The organism is Jiangella asiatica (assembly GCF_004349065.1).
Classification (GTDB): Bacteria; Actinomycetota; Actinomycetes; order Jiangellales; family Jiangellaceae; genus Jiangella; species Jiangella asiatica.
Map to the genome: position 1 here is coordinate 24768 of NZ_SMKZ01000047.1, position 17017 is coordinate 41784.

Genomic DNA, 17017 nt, shown 5'->3' on the forward strand with positions numbered 1-17017 from the left:
GCGCTACAGGCGGACGTTGAGGAGGACGCCCAGCAGCAGGTACATGAGAGCGGAGATGGAGGCGGTGATGGCCACGGTCTTCACCCAGCTCATGCCCACCCAGCGGATGATGAACAGCAGCCCGGCCACGACCGCCGGGACGAAGTACGTGCGCAGGCCGGGGATCGGCTGCAGATACTCCGTCGCCAGCACCGGCACCATCACGACCGCGAGCCCCCAGAGCGCGAAGACCCGCTGACGGCGCAGCTCCTGGCCGCCGGTCGCCAGCTCAGCGTCGGCCGCGACCTCCTCGCGCGCGGCCCGGGTGAGGTCTGCCAGCGACGCCGTCGCCAGCCCGTCGGGCCGGCTGGCAGCCCTGCCGCGCTCGGGGTTCGTGCCGCGCAGGTCGAGGACGGTGCGGACCAGCATGGCGGCCAGGGTGGGCAAGCCGACGATGAGGGGGACAAGCCGAGAGTCCGGCCGCAGGTCGAGGCTGGAGTAGACGAAGGTGGCCAGGAACGCCGCCAGCAGCAGGTCGAAGGTGATCCGGTGCGGCTCGCGCCGCCGGTCACGCGTCGAACCGCGCGCGGCCCGAGCCGGCTCACTCATCGGGCCACCTCCACGTCGGCGGGGGCCGGCTTGCGGCGCAGCCGCCGCGCCACCGGCGGGCCGAACAGGGCCAGCACCGCCACCGCGAGCAGGGCGAGCGCGATCGGCCGGGTGACGAAGCCGCTGGCGCCGAACGTGGTCATCGTCTGGTGGTACGAGCTCTCGAACAGCCCGCCGAGCACCAGCGCGATGATGAACGTCAACCGGGAGAACCCGAACCGCTCCATCGCGTAGCCGACGTAGCAGAAGATCAGGGTCAGCACGACGTCCAGCGGCTCGTTGCGCAGCGCGTAGACGCTCAACAGGGTCACGGCGGCGATCGCCGGTGCCAGGATGTCGCCGCGGATGCGGGTGAGCACGGTCGCCTTCATGCCGAGCAGCAGCACGATGCCCGCCGCCAGCAGGCGCGGCAGGAACGCCGCGACCACGAGCACGTAGACGATGTGCAGGTCGCCGCGGAGCAGGTTCGGGCCGGCCGGGACGCCGTGGACCAGCAGGCCGGAGAGCAGGACGGCCATGATGACGCCGCCGGGGATGCCGAACGCCAGCGTCGGCAGCAGGCCGCCGCCCTTGTCCGCGTCGTTGGCGGTCTCCGGGGCGATGACACCCTCCACGGCCCCCTTGCCGAACCGCTCCGGATGTCTCGACGAGCGAGCGGCCTGGCCGTATGCGACGAAGGCGGCCAGCGTGCCGCTGATACCGGGCACGATGCCCGCGCCGAACCCGATGACGGAGCTGGTCACCACCACTCTCCAGTGCCGGACCGTCGCCCGGAACCCGTCCATGACCCGCGAGGCCTCCCCGCCCGGCGGCGCCGCCGCAAGGCCCTGCTCGCCACGATGACTGAACAGCGCCAACAGCTCCGCGCCGGCGAACAGGCCGATCAGGACCGGGACGATGTCGACGCCGTCCCACAGGTAGAGCGATTCGAAGGTGAACCTCGGGTTCCCGTTGACCGGGTCCAGTCCGACGAACGCGACCATCAGCCCGGCTGCGGCGGCGATCAGCCCCTTGTGAACGCTGTCGCCGGTCAGCCGCGAGACGAGCACCAGCCCGGTCAGCGCCAGCATGAAGAACTCGGGATAGGAGAATGCCAGCACGAACTCCCGGGCGAACGGGAGCACGGCCAGCATCAGGACCATGCCGATGGTCGCGCCGAACACCGAGCCGAAGGTCGCCGCGCCCATCGCCTCGGCCGCCTTGCCCTGCTTGGTCATGGCGAAGCCGTCGATCGTAGTGGCGGCGTTCGGCGGATCGCCGGGCACGCTGATCAGGATCGACGAGACCTGGCCGCCGATGCCGGACGTGGCGCCGACCGCCATCAGGAACGCGATGCCGTGCGAGGGTTCCATCGCGAAGGTGAAGGGGATCAGCAGGGCCATCGCTCCCCCGCCACCCAGCCCGGGCAGCACGCCGACGACCAGCCCTACGACGACCCCGAGCAGCAGGTAGAGCGGGCTCGGCCAGGTCATCAGGTCGGCGAACGCCGAGGAGAGGCCGTCGATCATCACGTCACCTGCCCGTCCGGCGCGGTCAGCCTTCGAAGCTCTGGCTGAGGAGGTCCTCGTACTCGGTGAGTGTGTCGATGGTGCTCTGCAGCACCTCCTGCGCCTCGGCGGCGTCCATGTGCGCCGGGACCAGTCCGGCCTCCTGGAAGTCGCCGACGAGCCCGTCGTCCTGGAACGCCGCCGCCATCGACTCGGACAGACTCTCCACGATGCACTGTGGAGTGTCCGGCGCCGTTGCCACGATGCGGTGCTGCTCCAGGGCCGCGCCGAGGCCGTCCTGGCCGGTGGCCTCGTCCAGGGTGGGCACCCCGGCGACGACGTCGGCGTCCGGGTTGTCCTCGCCAGGTGGCGTGCCGACCAGCAACAAGGGCTTCAGGTCGCCGGCGCGGATGCCCTCGGCGACGCTCGCGAGCGGGAAGAGGGCGATGGCGGTGTCGCCCCGCACCACGCTCAGCAGCGCCTCGCTGCTGCCGTCGTGCGAGACGTTCTCGAACGGGATCCCGAGTTCGTCGAAGCTGATGATGTTGACCGCGGCGAGCCCGCCGGTGCCCATCAGGACCGGTCCGCCGCCGGCGGCGGCCTGGACGTCCTCGATGGTGTCCCACTCCGAGTCGGCGCGCACCACGATCACCTCCGGCCCGACCGCGACCCGCCCGACCACGTCGAGCTCAGCGAAGTCCAGGTCGGAGGTGCCGGTGAGCTGGGCGGTGGCCAGGATGCCGGGCTCGGTGATGACGATGGTGCTGCCGTCCGGCCGGGTGCCGAACACCTCGGTGACGCCGGTGATGCCGCCGGCACCGTCGCGGTTGGCCACCGGCACGTTGACGCCCAGGTCGTCGGCGAGCTCCGGCGCGATCACGCGCGCCCAGGTGTCGAAGCCGCCCCCGGCGGAGTACGGCACGATGAACTCGATGTCCGAACCCGGGTAGTCGGCGCATTCCTCGTCACCGCCCCCGGAGGCGCCGTCACTGCAGGCCACCGCGCACAGCACCGGAGCGACGGCCAGCGCGGCCAGCACCGGCGTCCTGCTGGTTCCAGTCCTCCCCATTACGTGCATTGGTCCTCTCCTCGCAAAGCCTTGTCGTCGTCGGTAGCTGCGCGCCGACGTCAGTCGACGAGCCGGTAGGCACCGCGCGACCTCCTTCCCCGCACCCGGGGGACGACCTCGTGGGCGAACTGGACGGCGAAGTCCTCCACGTCCATGCCATCGGCCGGGAAGGGCCAGGCGATGCATTCCTGGACCCCCTCGTCACGTAGGGCGATGAGCTGGGCGGCCACCTGATCCGCGGTGCCCACCACCGCGAACTGCTCGATGACCACGCGCGGGATCAGCCGGCGCAGTTCGGCCATGACCGCCGGCGACCACTCGTGGGGCGCGTCCTTCATGAACGCGAGGAACTCGTCCTCGCCGGACAGGTCGACGCTCTCCAGCAGCTGGTTCGCGACGGCCCTGCTGGACCAGAGCGCGTGGCTGACGCCGCGACGGACCCCGGCGGGGACATCGTCGTCCGCGGACTCCAGCACGCTCACGTAGAGCCACGACGCAAGGCCGATGTCGTCCCAGGTGCGCCCGGCGCGCTCCAGGCCGCCGGCGACCAGCTCCTTGGCGTAGCGGATGCCCGCCGGCGTGGCGAAGCTGCCGATCAGGACGCCGTCGGCGACCTGGCCGGCCATGCGCAGGATCTGCCGGCCGCGGCCCGCGACCCACACGCCGGGCCGATGCTCGGGTGCGACGGGGAAGTCGAGCTCGCCGCCGGTGAACCGCACGATCTCGCCGTCGAGCGTGACCCGCTCGCCGTCCCACAACCGGCGCATCAGCTCGATCGACTCGCGGATGCCGACCACCGGCCGGACCGACGCGTAACCGGGCAGCGTCTCGAAGTGGCTGCCGGCACCCAGGAACACCCGCAGCCGCCCGCTCGACGCCTCGCCGAGGGTGGCGGCCGCCTGAGCGGTCAGCGCGGGATGCCGGGTATAGGGGTCGGTCACGGTGATGCCGAGCCCGATCCGCGACGTCGACGCGGCGGCGACGGCCAGCCGGACGTAGACGTCGCGCGTCCACTTCTCGTCGGAGTGGCAGAAGGACTCGTACCCGAGCAGCTCACAGAGCCGGACGAACTCGCCGAAGCGGCCGGCCGGCTCCTCGCCGAGGGACGCGATGGAGAATCTCATACCCGCGATACCTTCCTGACGCTGGCCGGGAAAATGTCGTCGACGTCGACGGGTTCGGGCAGCAGCCCCTGGACGTGGGCGTAGCGGACGAACGCCTCGAGCGTGGCGCGGTTGGCCTCCACGCCGTACGACCAGAAGTCCTCACCCATCACCGCCACGGTCTCCTGGACGTGCTCGACCAGGAAGGGCAGCTGGATGGGCAGCGCGGTCGTGTCCCGCAGCGCCGCGTCCGCGACCTGCTTGGCCTGCAGGAACGCGGAGGTCAGCGTCTGCGGCACCCACGGGTTGGCGTCCACGATGTCGCGTGAGATCGCGACGATGTGCATGATCGGGAAGATGCCGGTGCGGCGGTAGTAGTCGCGCTCGGCGCGGCCGGGGTCCGGGAACAGGCGGGTCACCCGGCCGCTGCCGTCGCTGAACGTCGACGGCACCCGCGGGCTGATCAGCGCGTCGATCTCACCGTCGGCGAGCATGCCGGCCAGCGTCGCGTCCTCCGGCGCGAAGCTGAGGTCCACGCCGTCCGGTTCGACGGGCTCGAACGGACGGCGTCCCGGCTGCTCCAGCCCGCCCTGCACCCATCGGACGTCGCGTGCGTCCACGCCGTGCTCGTCGTGGAGCAGCCCACGTGCCCACACCGCCGCGGTGATCTGGTACTCCGGAACGCCGATACGGCGTCCGGCAAGCTCTTCGGGCTTGGTGATGCCGCTCGCCGCGCTGAGGTAGATGGCCGAGTGCCGGAAGCAGCGGGAGAGGAACACCGGGATCGGGACCAGGTCGTCCACTCCCCTGGCCCGGCGGATCAGGTAGCCGGACAGGGACAGCTCCGACGCGTCAAACTCGCGGTGACGCATCATGCGCCAGAAGATCTGCTCGACGTTGAGCGGCAGCCAGGTGATCTCCAGGCCCTCGGGCCGGATCCTGCCGTCGTGCAGCGCCGCGGTCCGGTCGTAGCGGCCGGTGGCGATGGTCATCTTCACGGTGGAACTCCTCTCACAGCACACCACGCGCGGCCAGGCTCTCCAGCTCGGCCGGGCTCAACCCGGCCTCCTTGACATAGACGTCGACGTTGTCCGCACCGCGCCGCGGCGCCGGCCGGGGCCCGGGCAACGGGGTGCCGCTCAACCGGTACGGCGGGCCGGGGTAGGTCAGCGTCCGTCCGACCTCAGGGTCGTCGACGTCGACGAAGAAGTCACGACTGGCCAGCTGGGCGTCCTCCAGGACCGCGGCGAGATCGTTCACCGGTGACAGCGCGATGCCCCGCTCCTGCGCACCGCGATAGAGCTCCTGCCGGCTCCGGGTGGCGGCGAACCGCTCGAAGATCACGCGGAACGTCTCGATGGCATCCGGCCGCTGCCGGTACTCGAACCGCGACCACTGCTCCTCGGTCAGCATCGTGGCGTCCGGATCGGCTTCGGTGATCCACCGCACCAGCGACGCCCATGCGGCCGCGGTGCCCAGCCGCCCCGCCACCACACTCACGTAGCCGTCGCCGCACCGGTAGACCCCGCTGCCGGCCTCCTTCGCGACATCACCCTGCGGGGCGCGCACCTCGCCGGTCAGGGCGTAGCGCATCACGCTCTCCTCCAGGGCCTGGGCGACGCACTCCTGGGCGGACACGTCGGCGGTGACCGCCACGCGGGTGCGGTGCCGCCCGACCAGGCCCACGATCGCGGCGACGGCGGCGAAGATGGAGGCCATGTAGCTGCTCTGCTCGCCGTAGACCGCCACCGGGCCGATGTCGGGATAGCCGCCCATGTGCAACAGGCCGCCGGCGCCCAGCAGCACCAGGTCGTCCGGCGGCACGGGCGCCGTCGCGCCGGAGGACCGATCGCCACCGTCCGCGCCGTACGGCGAGACCCGGACGTGGATCAGGCCCGGGTTGACCTCTTGCAGCCACTCGGGCGGCCAGCCGGCCGCCGCCAGCACCGGCCCCGGGCTCTCAACGACGACGTCGGCGCTCACCAGCAGCTCACGCAGCAGCGGCTCGGCCTCCGGCGCGGTCAGGTCGAGCGTCACCGACTTCTTACCCGCGTTGACGAACCGCTCGAACAGGCTCACCGGCGGACTGCCGGGGACCAACCAGAACGGCGCCCTGTCCAGGCTGCCTCGCCCGGTCACGGGCTCGATGCGGATCACGTCCGCGCCGAGGTCGGCCAGCAGTCGGCACCCGTACGCCCCGAGCGGGTCGGCAAGGTCAAGGACCCGCACGCCGTCCAACGGACCGGCCGACCGATCGGTCTCGGCTGTCGCCTCCGGCGGGGTGCGACTCATGCCCGGCCCGCATCCCGCCACCCCGCTACGGCATTCCCGGTCCGCATCAAGCGTCTCCCTCCGTCGCCGCCGAGCTGATTGTCGGTACACATTATCGACATAACAAGCTTGACTGCAACATTCATTGCTGCGATCATCGCTGCTGCGCAGAGAGGGGACGCCGATGTTCTCCAGCACGCACATCCCTGGCCGTGGGGCGGCCCGAGCCGTCATCGCGGGGTTCGGCCTCCTGCTCCTGGCCGCGGCGTGTTCCGACGACGACGGCACCGAGGCAGCGGGTGAGTCCGGCGGCGAGGCCCGGCCGTTCGACGGCGAGACCATCGAGCTCGTGGTCGGCTACGACCCGGGAGGCAGCTTCGACGACGCCGCGCGCTGGCTGCAGCCATATCTGGAGGAACAGACCGGCGCGACCGTCGTCGTGGAGAACCGGCCCGGCGCGGGCAACCTGATCGCGCTCAACTACGTCTGGGCGTCCGAGCCCGACGGCTCGGTCATCGGAACTCTCAACGGTCCCGGCAACACCGTCACCGTGCTCGCCGAGACCGCATCGGACTCGGTGGAGTTCGAGCTCCCCCGCTTCAGCTATCTCGCCGGGCTGACGTCCGAGCCGCGGCTGATGACCGTCGGCGCCGACAGCCCGTACGAGACGTTCGAGGACCTGCTGGCCGCCGACGAGGAGATCTTGCTCGGGGTCACCGGCACCTCCGGGTCCGGCTACAACGACGCGGTGTTCATGCAGAGCGTGTTCGGCGACCAGATCGAGACGGAGATCGTCTCGGGCTTCGAGAGCGGCGCCGAGAACCAGCTGGCGCTCATCCGCGGCGAGGTGGACGCCTCGTTCAATCTCCTCGGCGGGGAGCTGGCCGCCATCGAGGCCGGCGAGATCCGCGGGCTCGTGGTGCTCGGTAACGAACGAAGCCCGCTGCTCCCGGACGTTCCGGCCATCGTCGAGTACGACCTGCCCGCCGACGTCATGGAGATGCTGGACATCCACATCACGATCTCGCAGCTGGGTGTCGCCCTGGTCGCGCCGCCGGACCTGCCCGACGACCTGCTGGGTCCGCTGAGCGACGCCGTGTTCGAGGCGGCCAGCGACCCGGCGCTGGTCGAGGAGGCCACCTCGCGCGGCGTCAACTGGGCGCCGCGGACCGGTGCGGAGCTGAAGAGCGCGGTCGAGGACGCCTTGGACGCCCCGGCGGAGTACGTCGAGCTGATGCGCGAAGCCGCCACCTCATAGGGAGCGGCGGATGGACACCGGACAGAAGACCGACCCGTCGATCGGGTCGCTCGCCTTCACCGTCGTGCTGTGGCTGCTGGCCGGATACATCTTCACCGGTGCGTTCGACTTCGCGTATCCGGCGAACGTCGCGCCGACGATCATCGGCGGCTGCGCGTTCGCCCTGATGACCGGCCTGCTGGTACGTGAGGTGGTCCGGTTGCTGCGCCGCCGGCCGCGTCCCGGCGCCGATCGCGGCCATCGGCACGAGGCCGTCACGCTCGGTTGGGTCGCCGGGAGCATCGGCCTGCTCTTCCTCCTCGGCTTCCTGGCCGGGATGTCGCTGGCGATGGTGGCGCTGCTGCGCGGCTACTCCCGGGAGTCCTGGCCGACGACGGTCGCGGTCACCGCCGGCGTCATGGTCACCGTCTATCTCGCCTTCGCGGTGGGTCTGGACGTCCCGGTATTCGGCGGCCTGCTCGGCGGAGGCTGACCGATGGATGCCATCGTCGAAGGGCTCGGCCACCTCGCGGACCCCACCCTGCTGTTCGCGATCGTGGTCTCCGTCGCCGTCGCCCAGGTCATCGCCATCATCCCGGGCCTGGGCGGGGCGTTCATCCTCGCCGTGCTCATCCCCTTCGCCTACCAGCTGGACCCGCTGGTGGCCATCGCCATGCTGGTGGCGGCCACCGCGACGGACGGCACCGGCAACGCCGTGACGTCGATCCTGTTCGGGGTGCCCGGCTCGGCCACCTCCACCGCCCTGCTCTTCGACGGCCACCCGATGGCGCGCAACGGCATGGCGGGCCGGGCGATCGGCGCGGCCCTGACGGCAAGCGCGGTGGGCGGCGTCATCGGCGCGGTGACGCTCGCACTGGCCATTCCGATAGCCCGGCCCGTCGTCCTGGCCTTCGGGCCGGCCGAGTTCTTCATCATCGTCGTGGCCGCGCTGTTCACGCTGGCGTACGTGCGCGAGGAGCAGTTCGCGAAAGGGCTGGTCTCCGCCGCGCTGGGCCTGTCGCTGGCGCTGGTCGGCATGGACGCCGCCACCGGCACCCAGCGCTACACGTCCGACCAGCTCTACCTGTGGGACGGGCTGCGTCTCGTCCCGGTGCTGATCGGGCTGTTCGCCGTGGCCGAGGCCATCAGCATGTTGCGCGACGCGCGGGAGCAGCGGGCCGCCGGCCAGCCGGCACCGGTGCCGGCGGCCGCCGCGAGCCCCGCCGGCGGCACCCTGGAGGGCGTCAAGGACGTGTTCCGCCACTTCGACGCCACCTGGCTCGGCTCGTGGATCGGCCTGGTGATCGGCATGCTCCCCGGGGTCGGCGGCGCCGCCGGGCAGTTCATGGCCTACTCGACGGTGGCGAAGACCTCCACCGCCCGCGGCCGGGGCCGGGGCCTGCCGCCGTTCGGGAAGGGCAACGTCCGCGGCGTCGTCGGCGCGGACGCGAGCACGAACTCCACCGTCGGCGGCGAGCTGGTCCCGGCGCTGGCGTTCGGCATCCCGTCCAGCTCCACGATGGCCATCGTGCTCGCGGCGTTGGTCACGATCGGCATCCAGCCGGGCCCGGAGATGCTCGAGGACGACCTCGACGTCGTCTGGATGATCGTCTTCGTTCTCATGGTTAGCAATCTGCTGGCCAGCGGGATGGTGCTGGCGTTCGTGCGGCAGCTGGCGAAGCTGGCGAGCGTCCGGCCGTCGCTGCTGGGCCCAGGCATCCTCGCGGTGGCGTTCTTCGGCGCCTACGCGACGTCGCAGCACGTCGGCGACATCATCACCGCCGCGGTGGCCGGGCTGGCCGGCTACCACCTGAAGAAGTACGGGTACGGGCGGGTGACGTTCCTCATCGGCTTCGTCCTGGGACCGGTCCTCGAGCACTACCTCGTCCTGTCGTTGCAGATCTACGGCCCGGACTTCCTGCTGGCCCGGCCGTTTGCGGCCACGCTGACCGGGCTGATGGCCGTCGGTATCGCCTGGTCGGCGGTCAAGGCCCTGCGCGCGCGCCGTGCGCGGCCGGCCGACCAAGTCACGGCGAGCGGGAGGGACGGCTGAGCGATGCAGAACCTACGCGAACAGGTGGCGACCGGATGCCGCATCCTGGCCCAGCAGGGCCTCGTGCACGAGATCGCCGGGCATGTCAGCGCCCGGATTCCCGGCACCGAGCGGATGTTCGTCCGCGGCCGCTCCGCGGCCGAGCGCGGCCTCCGCTACACCACCACCGACGCCATCAGGACGTGCGGCTTCCGCGGCGAGGACCACGCCGCAGAGGGCTTCGAGCTCCCACTGGAGCTGCCGATCCACGGCGAGACCTATCGGCTGCGCGACGACGTGAACGCCGTCGTGCACGCCCACCCGACCTACAGCGTGCTGTGCTCGGTGGCCGGCCTCCCCCTCGAACCGGCCTACGGCGGGTACGACAGCGGCGGCCTGCGGCTGGCACTGCGCGGCGTGCCGACCTACCCGCACTCGAGGCTGGTCGACGACGTCGAGAGCGCGCACGAGCTGGTCGCCGCCATGGCCGACCGCGCCGCCTGCCTGATGCGAGGTCACGGCGTCACCGTCGTCGGGCGCGATGTGCCGGAGGCGGTCATGAACGCCCTGCGCCTGGAGCGCCTGGCCCGGTTCACCTGGCAGCTGCGCCTGGCCGGCGTTCGGGCCGAGCCGGTCAGCGATGCCGACCAGGCCTTCTTCACCCGGCCGTACAAGCGGGCGATGGGCGCGGACACCAACGTCGCCACCGGCCGAGAGCGGGGCGCCGACACCGACTGGCGGTGGGTCTCCTACGTCGCCGAGGACGCGGCACACCGGCGCATGGAGCTCGGCGAGAGCTGATCAGGCGGAACGGAAGGACGGCGAGCGATGGCGATGCGACGGATCGGCACGGAGGAGCACTTCGCGATCCCGGAACAGCTAGACGCGTGGCGAGGGATGGCCCGCAGCGTCTGGGCATCGCAGGACCTCGAGCTGGTCCGCGGCGCTATGAGCTACCACGGCCAGCGGCTGATCGACGACCTCCTGCAGCTCGGCGACGCCCGGATCGCCGCGATGGACGAGCACGGCATCGACGTCGCGGTGCTCTCGCTGTGCTCCCCCGGCGTCCAGCTGTTCGACCCGGAGACCGCGAGCGATATGGCGGAGCTGGCCAACGACCGGCTCGCCGAGCAGGTCCGTGCCCACCCCGGCCGGCTCGCCGGCCTGGCCGTGTTCGCGCCGCACCATCCCGAGCGCGCCGTGGCCGAGGTGCGGCGAGCGATCCGGGAGCTCGGCCTGCACGGCCTGGTGGTCAACTCGCACACCGACGGCCACTATCTCGACGAGCCGCGGTTCTGGGACGTCCTGGCGGCCATCGAGGAGCTCGGCGTCCCGCTCTACATCCACCCGCGGACCCTCCCCGACGCGGTGGCCGCGCCGTTCTCCGTCTACCACCTGTCCCGCGCGGCCTGGGGCTACGCCGTCGAGACGGCCACGCACGCGTACCGGCTGATCGTCAGCGGCGTGCTGGACCGGTTCCCCCGGCTGCGACTGGTGCTCGGCCACCTCGGCGAGGGCATCCCGTTCTGGCTGTATCGGATCGACTACTGGAACGGCAAGCACCAGGGCAAGACCGCCCCCCAGCTGCAGCTGAAGGCCAGCGACTACGTCAAGCGCAACTTCGCGATCACGGTCAGCGGCGCCTATCAACGCTCAGCCCTCGACCTGTGCCTCACCGAGCTCGGCGACGAGAACATCATGTTCGCGACCGACTACCCCTACCAGCGGATGGACGAGGCCGTCGAGTTCTTCGACCAGCAGGGCGACCTGCCCGCCGCCAGCCTCGAGCGGATCCTGCACGCCAACGCCGAGCGCATCTTCGGCCTGACCACGGGACAGCCGACGTGAGCCGGGCCGCGACACCGCTGTGGTCGGTGGCCCGGCGGCGCCGGTGGCCGCTCCTGGCGGCATCCGCCGTGCTGCTGGGCGCCTGGGAGATCTACGGGCAGGCCAGGGACTCGATCATCCTGCCGCCACCGTCGAAGGTGGCGGCCGCGTTCGGCGACCTGGTCGTCAGCGGTCAGCTGCTCGAGGCAGCCGTCCCGAGCCTGCAGCTGCTGGCCGCCGGCCTGGGCGCCTCGGTCCTCGTCGGCGTCGCGGTCGGTTTCCTGGTCGCCCGCGTGCCGCTCGCGGACCGGCTGCTGGGCCCGTACATCTCCGCCCTGTACGCCACGCCCGAGGTGGCGCTCATCCCGATCCTGATCGTCTGGTTCGGCTACGGCTTCAGCGGCCGCTTCGTGATCGTGCTGCTGGCCGGCGTCTTCCCGATGATCTACAACGTTCGCGCCGGAGTGCTCGCCGCCCCACCGGACTTGGAGGACATGGCCCGCTCGTTCGACGCGCGGCGGTCCACGGTCGTGCTGCGGGTGCTGCTGCCCAGCGCCGCGCCGTACATCGTCGTCGGCCTGCGCCAGAGCATCGGCCGCTGCGTCGTCGGCATGATCCTCGCCGAGGCGTTCCTGCGCCTGGGCGGACTCGGCGGCCTGGTCTTCACCTTCGGCGCGCGCTTCGCCACCGACTACCTGATGGCGTCGGTGCTCGTGCTTCCTGTCCTGGGCGTCGCGCTGACCAGGCTGGTCGACGTCATCTATCTGCGGCTGTCGCCCTGGCGGCGGGCCTGAGGGCCGGCGCCGTCCGGCACAACGAAAGGAACCAGCGATGAGAGCCAGAGCCAGTCACGGGCACCGGGCACCGGCCCGCAGAGCCGCCGCCGGCGCCGTCACCGTCGTCCTCGCCGTCCCGGCCTGCGCCGCGTTCGACGACTCCGGCAGCGAGGACGCCGCCGGCGGGGCCAGCGAGGCGGCCGCGACGGTCTCCGGCCCGGACGACATCGACCTGTCCGGGACCACCGTCCGGATCACCGTGCCGCCGGCCGAGGCCCTGCTGACGACCATGTACTACATGCTCGACCGGCTGGAGGGCTGGGGCGCCGAGCTCGACGTCATCACGATCACCTCGACGACCGGGACCCAGGCCATCCTCGCCGGCCAGGCGGACTGGGTGTCCGCGCCCAGCGACGAGCTGATCCTCGGCGCCGCCAGCGGTGCCGACCTGGTGGCCGTCGGCTCGCCGCGCTCCACCCTCGACTACGTGCTCGCGGCCACGACGGACATCGAGACCCCGGACGACCTGGTGGACCGGACGATGGGCATGTCCGGACCGGCCGGCTTCGACGCGTTGCTGTCGCGGATCGCCCTGGACCGCAACGACATCGAGGCGGAAGACGTGGACTTCGTCCAAATCGGCGGCAGCGGCGAGCGTGCTGCCGCCCTGCTCGCCGGCCGCATCGACGCCAGCACGATCATCCTCAGCGACTGGCTCGTGCTGTCCAACCAGACCGACGACGTGCACGCGGTTCTGACCATGTCCGACGTGCTCGACGACTTCACGAAGGAGGCGCTGTTCGCCAAGCGTGACTACGTCGAGGACAACCCGGACGTGGCCCTGGCGGTGGCCTGCGCGAACCTGGAGGCGAACGCCTGGTTCCACGACGACCCCGACGCCTGGGTCGACCTCGCTGTGGAGAACGTGCCCAACATCAGCGAGGAGGAGCTGCACGAGCTGCACGCGACCGTCACGGACATGAACATGTTCCCGACGCAATGGCAGGACCTCCTGCCCGAGGGCGGCATGCAGGCACTGGCCGACGCGATGCTCGACAACGGCGACATCGCCCAGGACGTCGACGGCGAGGCGCTGGTCATGCGCGACTTCCTCGAGCAGGCGGCCGGCATGGGCTGCGGTGCTTCATGACGCCGCCGGTCCGAGCCGGCCGCGGGCGGCCGCGCCGGAGCTGGCGGACACCGCTGTTGCGCCTGGCCACCCTGGCGGTGTTCCTCGGCTGCTGGTTGCTGTTCTCCGCGTCGGTCGATCCGCTGCTGTTCCCAAGCCCGGTCCGGGTGGTCGAGGCGTACCGCGAAATGCTCGAGACCGGCGAGCTGGTCGGTGCCGCGTGGACCACGGCCTGGACGTTCGCGGTGTCGATGGTGCTGGCGGTCGTCGCCGGGCTGGCACTCGCGCTGCTCGCCGTCCGCTCGGGCGTCCTCGGCTCGATCATCGATCCCTACCTGCTGGCCCTCTACGCCACGCCGGTGATCGTCATGGTCCCGCTGATCATCCTGTGGATCGGAGTCGGCGACGTGGGACGCATCACGCTGGTGTTCATCGGCGCCTTCATCCCGATCTACGTCAACGCCGAGGAAGGGCTGCGCAACGTCCGGGCCGACCTGGTCGAGGTGACGGCGTCGTTCGGCGCCTCCCGCCGCGACGTCGTCAGAGAGGTCGTCATCCCGGGCGCGCTGCCGTTCATCGCCGCGGGGCTGCGCATCGGTCTGGGCCGGGCGCTCGCCGCCATCGTCGTCGCCGAGATCTTCCTCAGCCTGACCGGGCTGGGCGGGCTGATCCAGGCCAGCGTCGGCTACCTCCGCGTGGACAAGATGGTCGCCGCCGCGCTGGTTTTGTCCGCGGCCGGCATTCTCACGATGGCGCTCATGTCCCGCCTGGAGAAACGGCTGGAACCGTGGCGAACCACCACCTGACCGACGAGCAGACCGTGGAGAACGCGATCATGAGACAGGCAGAGCCGAAGATCGTCGTGTCCGGCGTCCGGAAGAGCTTCCAAATCAGTGGCGACGCCGCCGCCGTCACGCCCGCGCTCGATGGGATCGACCTGACGATCGCCGACGGCGAGTTCGTCTCGCTCCTGGGCCCCAGCGGGTGCGGCAAGACCACCCTGCTGCGGATCATCGCCGGCCTCACCGCCGCCGACGACGGGACGGTCGAGGTCAACGGGACGCCGGTCGACGGCCCCGGCCGCGACCGGGCGATGGTGTTCCAGGCGTTCGGTCTGCTCCCGTGGCGGACGGTGGCTCAAAACGTCGCATTCCCGCTCAAGATCCGCAAGCTGAGCGGCACCGAGATCGACGAGCGCACCGACCGCTACCTGCGGCTGGTGAACCTGGAGCGGTTCAAGGACCGCTATCCGCATCAGCTCTCCGGCGGCATGCAGCAACGCGTCGGGCTCGCGCGCGCCCTCGCCGTCGACCCCGAGGTGCTCCTGATGGACGAGCCGTTCGGGGCCATCGACGCCCAGCAGCGCGAGCTCATGCAGGAGGAGCTGCTGCGCATCTGGGCCGCGACGGGGAAGACCATCGTGCTGGTGACCCACGACCTCGACGAGGCCGTGTACCTCTCCGACCGGGTGGTGCTGCTCTCGCCGCACCCCGGGAGGGTGCGCACCGTCGTCGACGTCGGGCTGCCGCAGCCGCGCTGGGAGTACGACGCACGCAGCCACGAGCGCTTCGTGGAGGTGCGCCGCGAGATCTGGTCGGTGTTGCGCAAGGACGTCCTGGACGTCGTCGAACGCGAGGCCGCCGAGATCGAGGACCGCACCGGTGAGCGGCACTGAGCCCGTACGTCCGTGGCTCGCGGGCAAGCCCCGCGTCGCGGTGTTCGCCGGGCCGAACGCGACAGTGCTCAACAGCGCGCCCCTGGTCACGTCCAACCAGGCGCGGGAGCGGCACGGCCTGCCGCCGCTCACCGACCGGTGGGGCGACCGTCTGCGGTTCGACCAGCTCCGGCCGCAGCGGCTGGCCGCACCGGTGACGGTGTACGTGGAGCAGTTCTCGGCCCATCCGCTGGAGGCCGACGCCGCCCACCTCTACGGACCACCGGACGGCTATCTCGACGACGCCGGCCGGTTCGGCACTGAGCGGCGCGCACCGTCGGACCGGCCGGTCTATCGCATCGAGCTGCGGCCCGAGGACGGTCTGCTGCCTCTGCCCTACATGGGTGTCCGGGCCGACGGCAGCGCGTGGGACGGCGACGCCACCGGGCCGGACGCTCCCCCGGACGCGACCCGGCAGCCGTTCTACCCGGACGCGGCGCGCGTGTTCGAGGAGATCGACCGCCTCGGCTACGGCGAGCACGCCGAGAGCAACCTGCTCGGCCGGCACGCCGACTTCGACTTCTTCCGCGTTCTGCCGTCGGGCGGCTACACCCGCGGCCTGGCCGAGGGCGAGCGCACCGACGTGGGCACCGGCGGGATCGCTGCGGAACGATGGGGCGAGGACTTCTTCCCGTACCGGCCCGGCCACCTTCGCGGCGAGCCGCCCCGCGCGGCGCTGGCCGAGGTCACCAACCGGCTCAGCGGTGCCCTGGCCACCGGCACGTATCAGGCGGCGCTGTGGCTCGACGCGAGCCCGGCCATCGAGGAGACGCTGTACTGGCTCACGCTGGTGCTCGACACCGAGGTGCCGATCGTCGGATGCGCGTCGACCGAGTGGCCGCACGGCTGCCTGGGCGCCACCGGCGACCGCAACCTGGTGCACGCCGTCGAGTACCTGCGCTCCGGGATCTGGCGTGACCACCAGGGCCGCGACCGGCTCGGCGCGGTCCTGGTCGACGCCGAGCGGGTGCTGCTGGCCCGGGACGTGCAGAAGGCCGACGCCCGGCCGGGCGGGTTCGGCGTCACCGGCGGGCACGGCGGTATCGTCGCCACCATCGGCGACCCGGGCCCGCCGGTGCTCACGGCGCTGCCGGTGTGGCGGCACACCTACGGTTCCGACGTGCGGCTGACGGCGATCCCCCGGCGGGTGCGGGGCGTCCGCCGATCCGGCGCCGGTGACGGAGCCGAGGCCATCGACGTCGAGGTGAAGGACGGTGCGGGCGGGCTGCTCGGCTCCGCGGTGCCGCACGTGTCGATCTTCAAGCACGCCCGGTATCTCACCACCGGGCCCGACGGCATCGACGACGAGGTCGAGCTGCTGGCGCGGATCGACCACAACCTGCGCCACCGCGGGCTCGCCGGCTTCGTGGTGGAGGCGAACGCGCCCTACGGGTCCAGCGCGCCGTCGGCTGACGCGGTGCTGCGCCGGACCGCCCTGTGCGGGATGCCGGTCGTCCGGGTCGGCCGGGGCAACGGCGAAGGCTGGGTGCCGCACGACCGCATGCGGCTGGCGATCGCCGGGGCCAATCTCACCGCGACCAAGGCTCGGATGCTGCTGATGGCGTGCCTGCTGCGGTTCGGGGCGCCGCCGCCGGCCGCCGATCCGGACTCGCCGACCGCAGCGGAGCTGGCCGCCGTCGAGGCCGCCCTGCAGCATTACCAGGCCGTCTTCGACACCCATTGACGCGATGCGGCCGGCCCGCCTCGCACCTGGCGTTGCACGCCGCCGCACGAAATGGCGGAACTATTGCTTTATTCATATGCCGCTGCTACAAACTTAGTTA

16 protein-coding genes are annotated in these 17017 nt (G+C 71.5%); 10 read left to right on the plus strand and 6 right to left on the minus strand.

The window, feature by feature from the left end:
* Positions 1-3 precede the first annotated feature (3 nt).
* The 6 genes from E1269_RS24790 to E1269_RS24815 are packed head-to-tail and all read right to left on the minus strand — an operon-like array spanning position 4 to position 6539.
* Complete coding sequence (locus E1269_RS24790; protein ID WP_131899607.1) at positions 4-588, minus strand: hypothetical protein; 585 nt, start codon at positions 586-588, stop codon at positions 4-6.
* Entirely contained in the window at positions 585-2096 is a 1512-nt protein-coding gene (locus E1269_RS24795; protein ID WP_131899609.1) for a tripartite tricarboxylate transporter permease, read from the minus strand. Before E1269_RS24795 ends, E1269_RS24790 begins: the two co-directional genes overlap by 4 nt.
* A 25-nt stretch (positions 2097-2121) precedes the next feature.
* Positions 2122-3144 carry a Bug family tripartite tricarboxylate transporter substrate binding protein gene (locus tag E1269_RS24800; protein WP_162606618.1) on the minus strand — a complete coding sequence of 341 codons (1023 nt, stop codon included), beginning with the start codon at positions 3142-3144 and terminating at the stop codon, positions 2122-2124.
* A 59-nt stretch (positions 3145-3203) separates the two neighbouring features.
* The gene (locus tag E1269_RS24805; protein ID WP_131899613.1) at positions 3204-4268 is read right to left on the minus strand and encodes an LLM class flavin-dependent oxidoreductase; all 1065 of its coding nucleotides are present in this window, start codon (positions 4266-4268) and stop codon (positions 3204-3206) included.
* Complete coding sequence (locus E1269_RS24810; RefSeq protein ID WP_131899658.1) at positions 4265-5239, minus strand: substrate-binding domain-containing protein; 975 nt, start codon at positions 5237-5239, stop codon at positions 4265-4267. Before E1269_RS24810 ends, E1269_RS24805 begins: the two co-directional genes overlap by 4 nt.
* 19 nt (positions 5240-5258) lie before the next feature.
* Positions 5259-6539: a CaiB/BaiF CoA transferase family protein gene (locus E1269_RS24815; RefSeq protein WP_162606619.1), complete on the minus strand. Its 1281-nt coding sequence runs from the start codon at positions 6537-6539 to the stop codon at positions 5259-5261.
* Between the two features lie 163 nt (positions 6540-6702).
* On the opposite strand from E1269_RS24815, the gene E1269_RS24820 reads away from it, so the two are divergent.
* Genes E1269_RS24820 through E1269_RS24865 form a run of 10 tightly spaced genes read left to right on the plus strand, consistent with a single transcriptional unit; the run spans position 6703 to position 16917 of the window.
* Positions 6703-7776 (plus strand): Bug family tripartite tricarboxylate transporter substrate binding protein, encoded by a 1074-nt coding sequence (locus E1269_RS24820; protein WP_131899617.1) that lies wholly within the window; start codon positions 6703-6705, stop codon positions 7774-7776.
* 10 nt (positions 7777-7786) lie between these two features.
* Positions 7787-8248, plus strand: a complete 462-nt coding sequence (locus E1269_RS24825; protein ID WP_131899619.1) for a tripartite tricarboxylate transporter TctB family protein — start codon at positions 7787-7789, stop codon at positions 8246-8248.
* A 3-nt stretch (positions 8249-8251) separates the two neighbouring features.
* On the plus strand, positions 8252-9808 hold the full coding sequence (locus E1269_RS24830; protein ID WP_131899621.1) for a tripartite tricarboxylate transporter permease: 1557 nt from the start codon (positions 8252-8254) through the stop codon (positions 9806-9808).
* 3 nt (positions 9809-9811) lie between these two features.
* Complete coding sequence (phtC, locus tag E1269_RS24835; protein WP_131899623.1) at positions 9812-10588, plus strand: 3,4-dihydroxyphthalate decarboxylase; 777 nt, start codon at positions 9812-9814, stop codon at positions 10586-10588.
* 27 nt (positions 10589-10615) lie between these two features.
* Positions 10616-11635, plus strand: coding sequence for an amidohydrolase family protein (locus E1269_RS24840; RefSeq protein WP_131899625.1), 1020 nt, complete (start codon positions 10616-10618; stop codon positions 11633-11635).
* Positions 11632-12408: an ABC transporter permease gene (locus tag E1269_RS24845; RefSeq protein ID WP_131899626.1), complete on the plus strand. Its 777-nt coding sequence runs from the start codon at positions 11632-11634 to the stop codon at positions 12406-12408. The genes E1269_RS24840 and E1269_RS24845 overlap by 4 nt, the downstream gene beginning before the upstream one ends.
* Before the next feature lie 37 nt (positions 12409-12445).
* Positions 12446-13540: an ABC transporter substrate-binding protein gene (locus tag E1269_RS24850; RefSeq protein WP_131899628.1), complete on the plus strand. Its 1095-nt coding sequence runs from the start codon at positions 12446-12448 to the stop codon at positions 13538-13540.
* Positions 13537-14325 carry an ABC transporter permease gene (locus E1269_RS24855; RefSeq protein ID WP_162606620.1) on the plus strand — a complete coding sequence of 263 codons (789 nt, stop codon included), beginning with the start codon at positions 13537-13539 and terminating at the stop codon, positions 14323-14325. The genes E1269_RS24850 and E1269_RS24855 overlap by 4 nt, the downstream gene beginning before the upstream one ends.
* Before the next feature lie 29 nt (positions 14326-14354).
* Positions 14355-15194, plus strand: a complete 840-nt coding sequence (locus E1269_RS24860; RefSeq protein WP_131899632.1) for an ABC transporter ATP-binding protein — start codon at positions 14355-14357, stop codon at positions 15192-15194.
* Positions 15181-16917, plus strand: a complete 1737-nt coding sequence (locus E1269_RS24865) for an L-asparaginase family protein (protein ID WP_203434043.1) — start codon at positions 15181-15183, stop codon at positions 16915-16917. Before E1269_RS24860 ends, E1269_RS24865 begins: the two co-directional genes overlap by 14 nt.
* Positions 16918-17017 lie beyond the last annotated feature (100 nt).

Excerpts from the sequence above, each read along its gene's own strand:
- E1269_RS24820 (WP_131899617.1), top strand. The coding sequence starts at position 6,703 with ATGTTCTCCAGCACGCACATCCCTGGCCGTGGGGCGGCCCGAGCCGTC.
- E1269_RS24810 (WP_131899658.1), bottom strand. The coding sequence starts at position 5,239 with ATGACCATCGCCACCGGCCGCTACGACCGGACCGCGGCGCTGCACGAC.
- E1269_RS24830 (WP_131899621.1), top strand. The coding sequence starts at position 8,252 with ATGGATGCCATCGTCGAAGGGCTCGGCCACCTCGCGGACCCCACCCTG.
- E1269_RS24800 (WP_162606618.1), bottom strand. The coding sequence starts at position 3,144 with ATGGGGAGGACTGGAACCAGCAGGACGCCGGTGCTGGCCGCGCTGGCC.
- E1269_RS24805 (WP_131899613.1), bottom strand. The coding sequence starts at position 4,268 with ATGAGATTCTCCATCGCGTCCCTCGGCGAGGAGCCGGCCGGCCGCTTC.
- E1269_RS24795 (WP_131899609.1), bottom strand. The coding sequence starts at position 2,096 with ATGATCGACGGCCTCTCCTCGGCGTTCGCCGACCTGATGACCTGGCCG.
- E1269_RS24840 (WP_131899625.1), top strand. The coding sequence starts at position 10,616 with ATGGCGATGCGACGGATCGGCACGGAGGAGCACTTCGCGATCCCGGAA.
- E1269_RS24790 (WP_131899607.1), bottom strand. The coding sequence starts at position 588 with ATGAGTGAGCCGGCTCGGGCCGCGCGCGGTTCGACGCGTGACCGGCGG.
- E1269_RS24825 (WP_131899619.1), top strand. The coding sequence starts at position 7,787 with ATGGACACCGGACAGAAGACCGACCCGTCGATCGGGTCGCTCGCCTTC.
- E1269_RS24860 (WP_131899632.1), top strand. The coding sequence starts at position 14,355 with ATGAGACAGGCAGAGCCGAAGATCGTCGTGTCCGGCGTCCGGAAGAGC.
- phtC (WP_131899623.1), top strand. The coding sequence starts at position 9,812 with ATGCAGAACCTACGCGAACAGGTGGCGACCGGATGCCGCATCCTGGCC.
- E1269_RS24815 (WP_162606619.1), bottom strand. The coding sequence starts at position 6,539 with ATGAGTCGCACCCCGCCGGAGGCGACAGCCGAGACCGATCGGTCGGCC.
- E1269_RS24855 (WP_162606620.1), top strand. The coding sequence starts at position 13,537 with ATGACGCCGCCGGTCCGAGCCGGCCGCGGGCGGCCGCGCCGGAGCTGG.
- E1269_RS24850 (WP_131899628.1), top strand. The coding sequence starts at position 12,446 with ATGAGAGCCAGAGCCAGTCACGGGCACCGGGCACCGGCCCGCAGAGCC.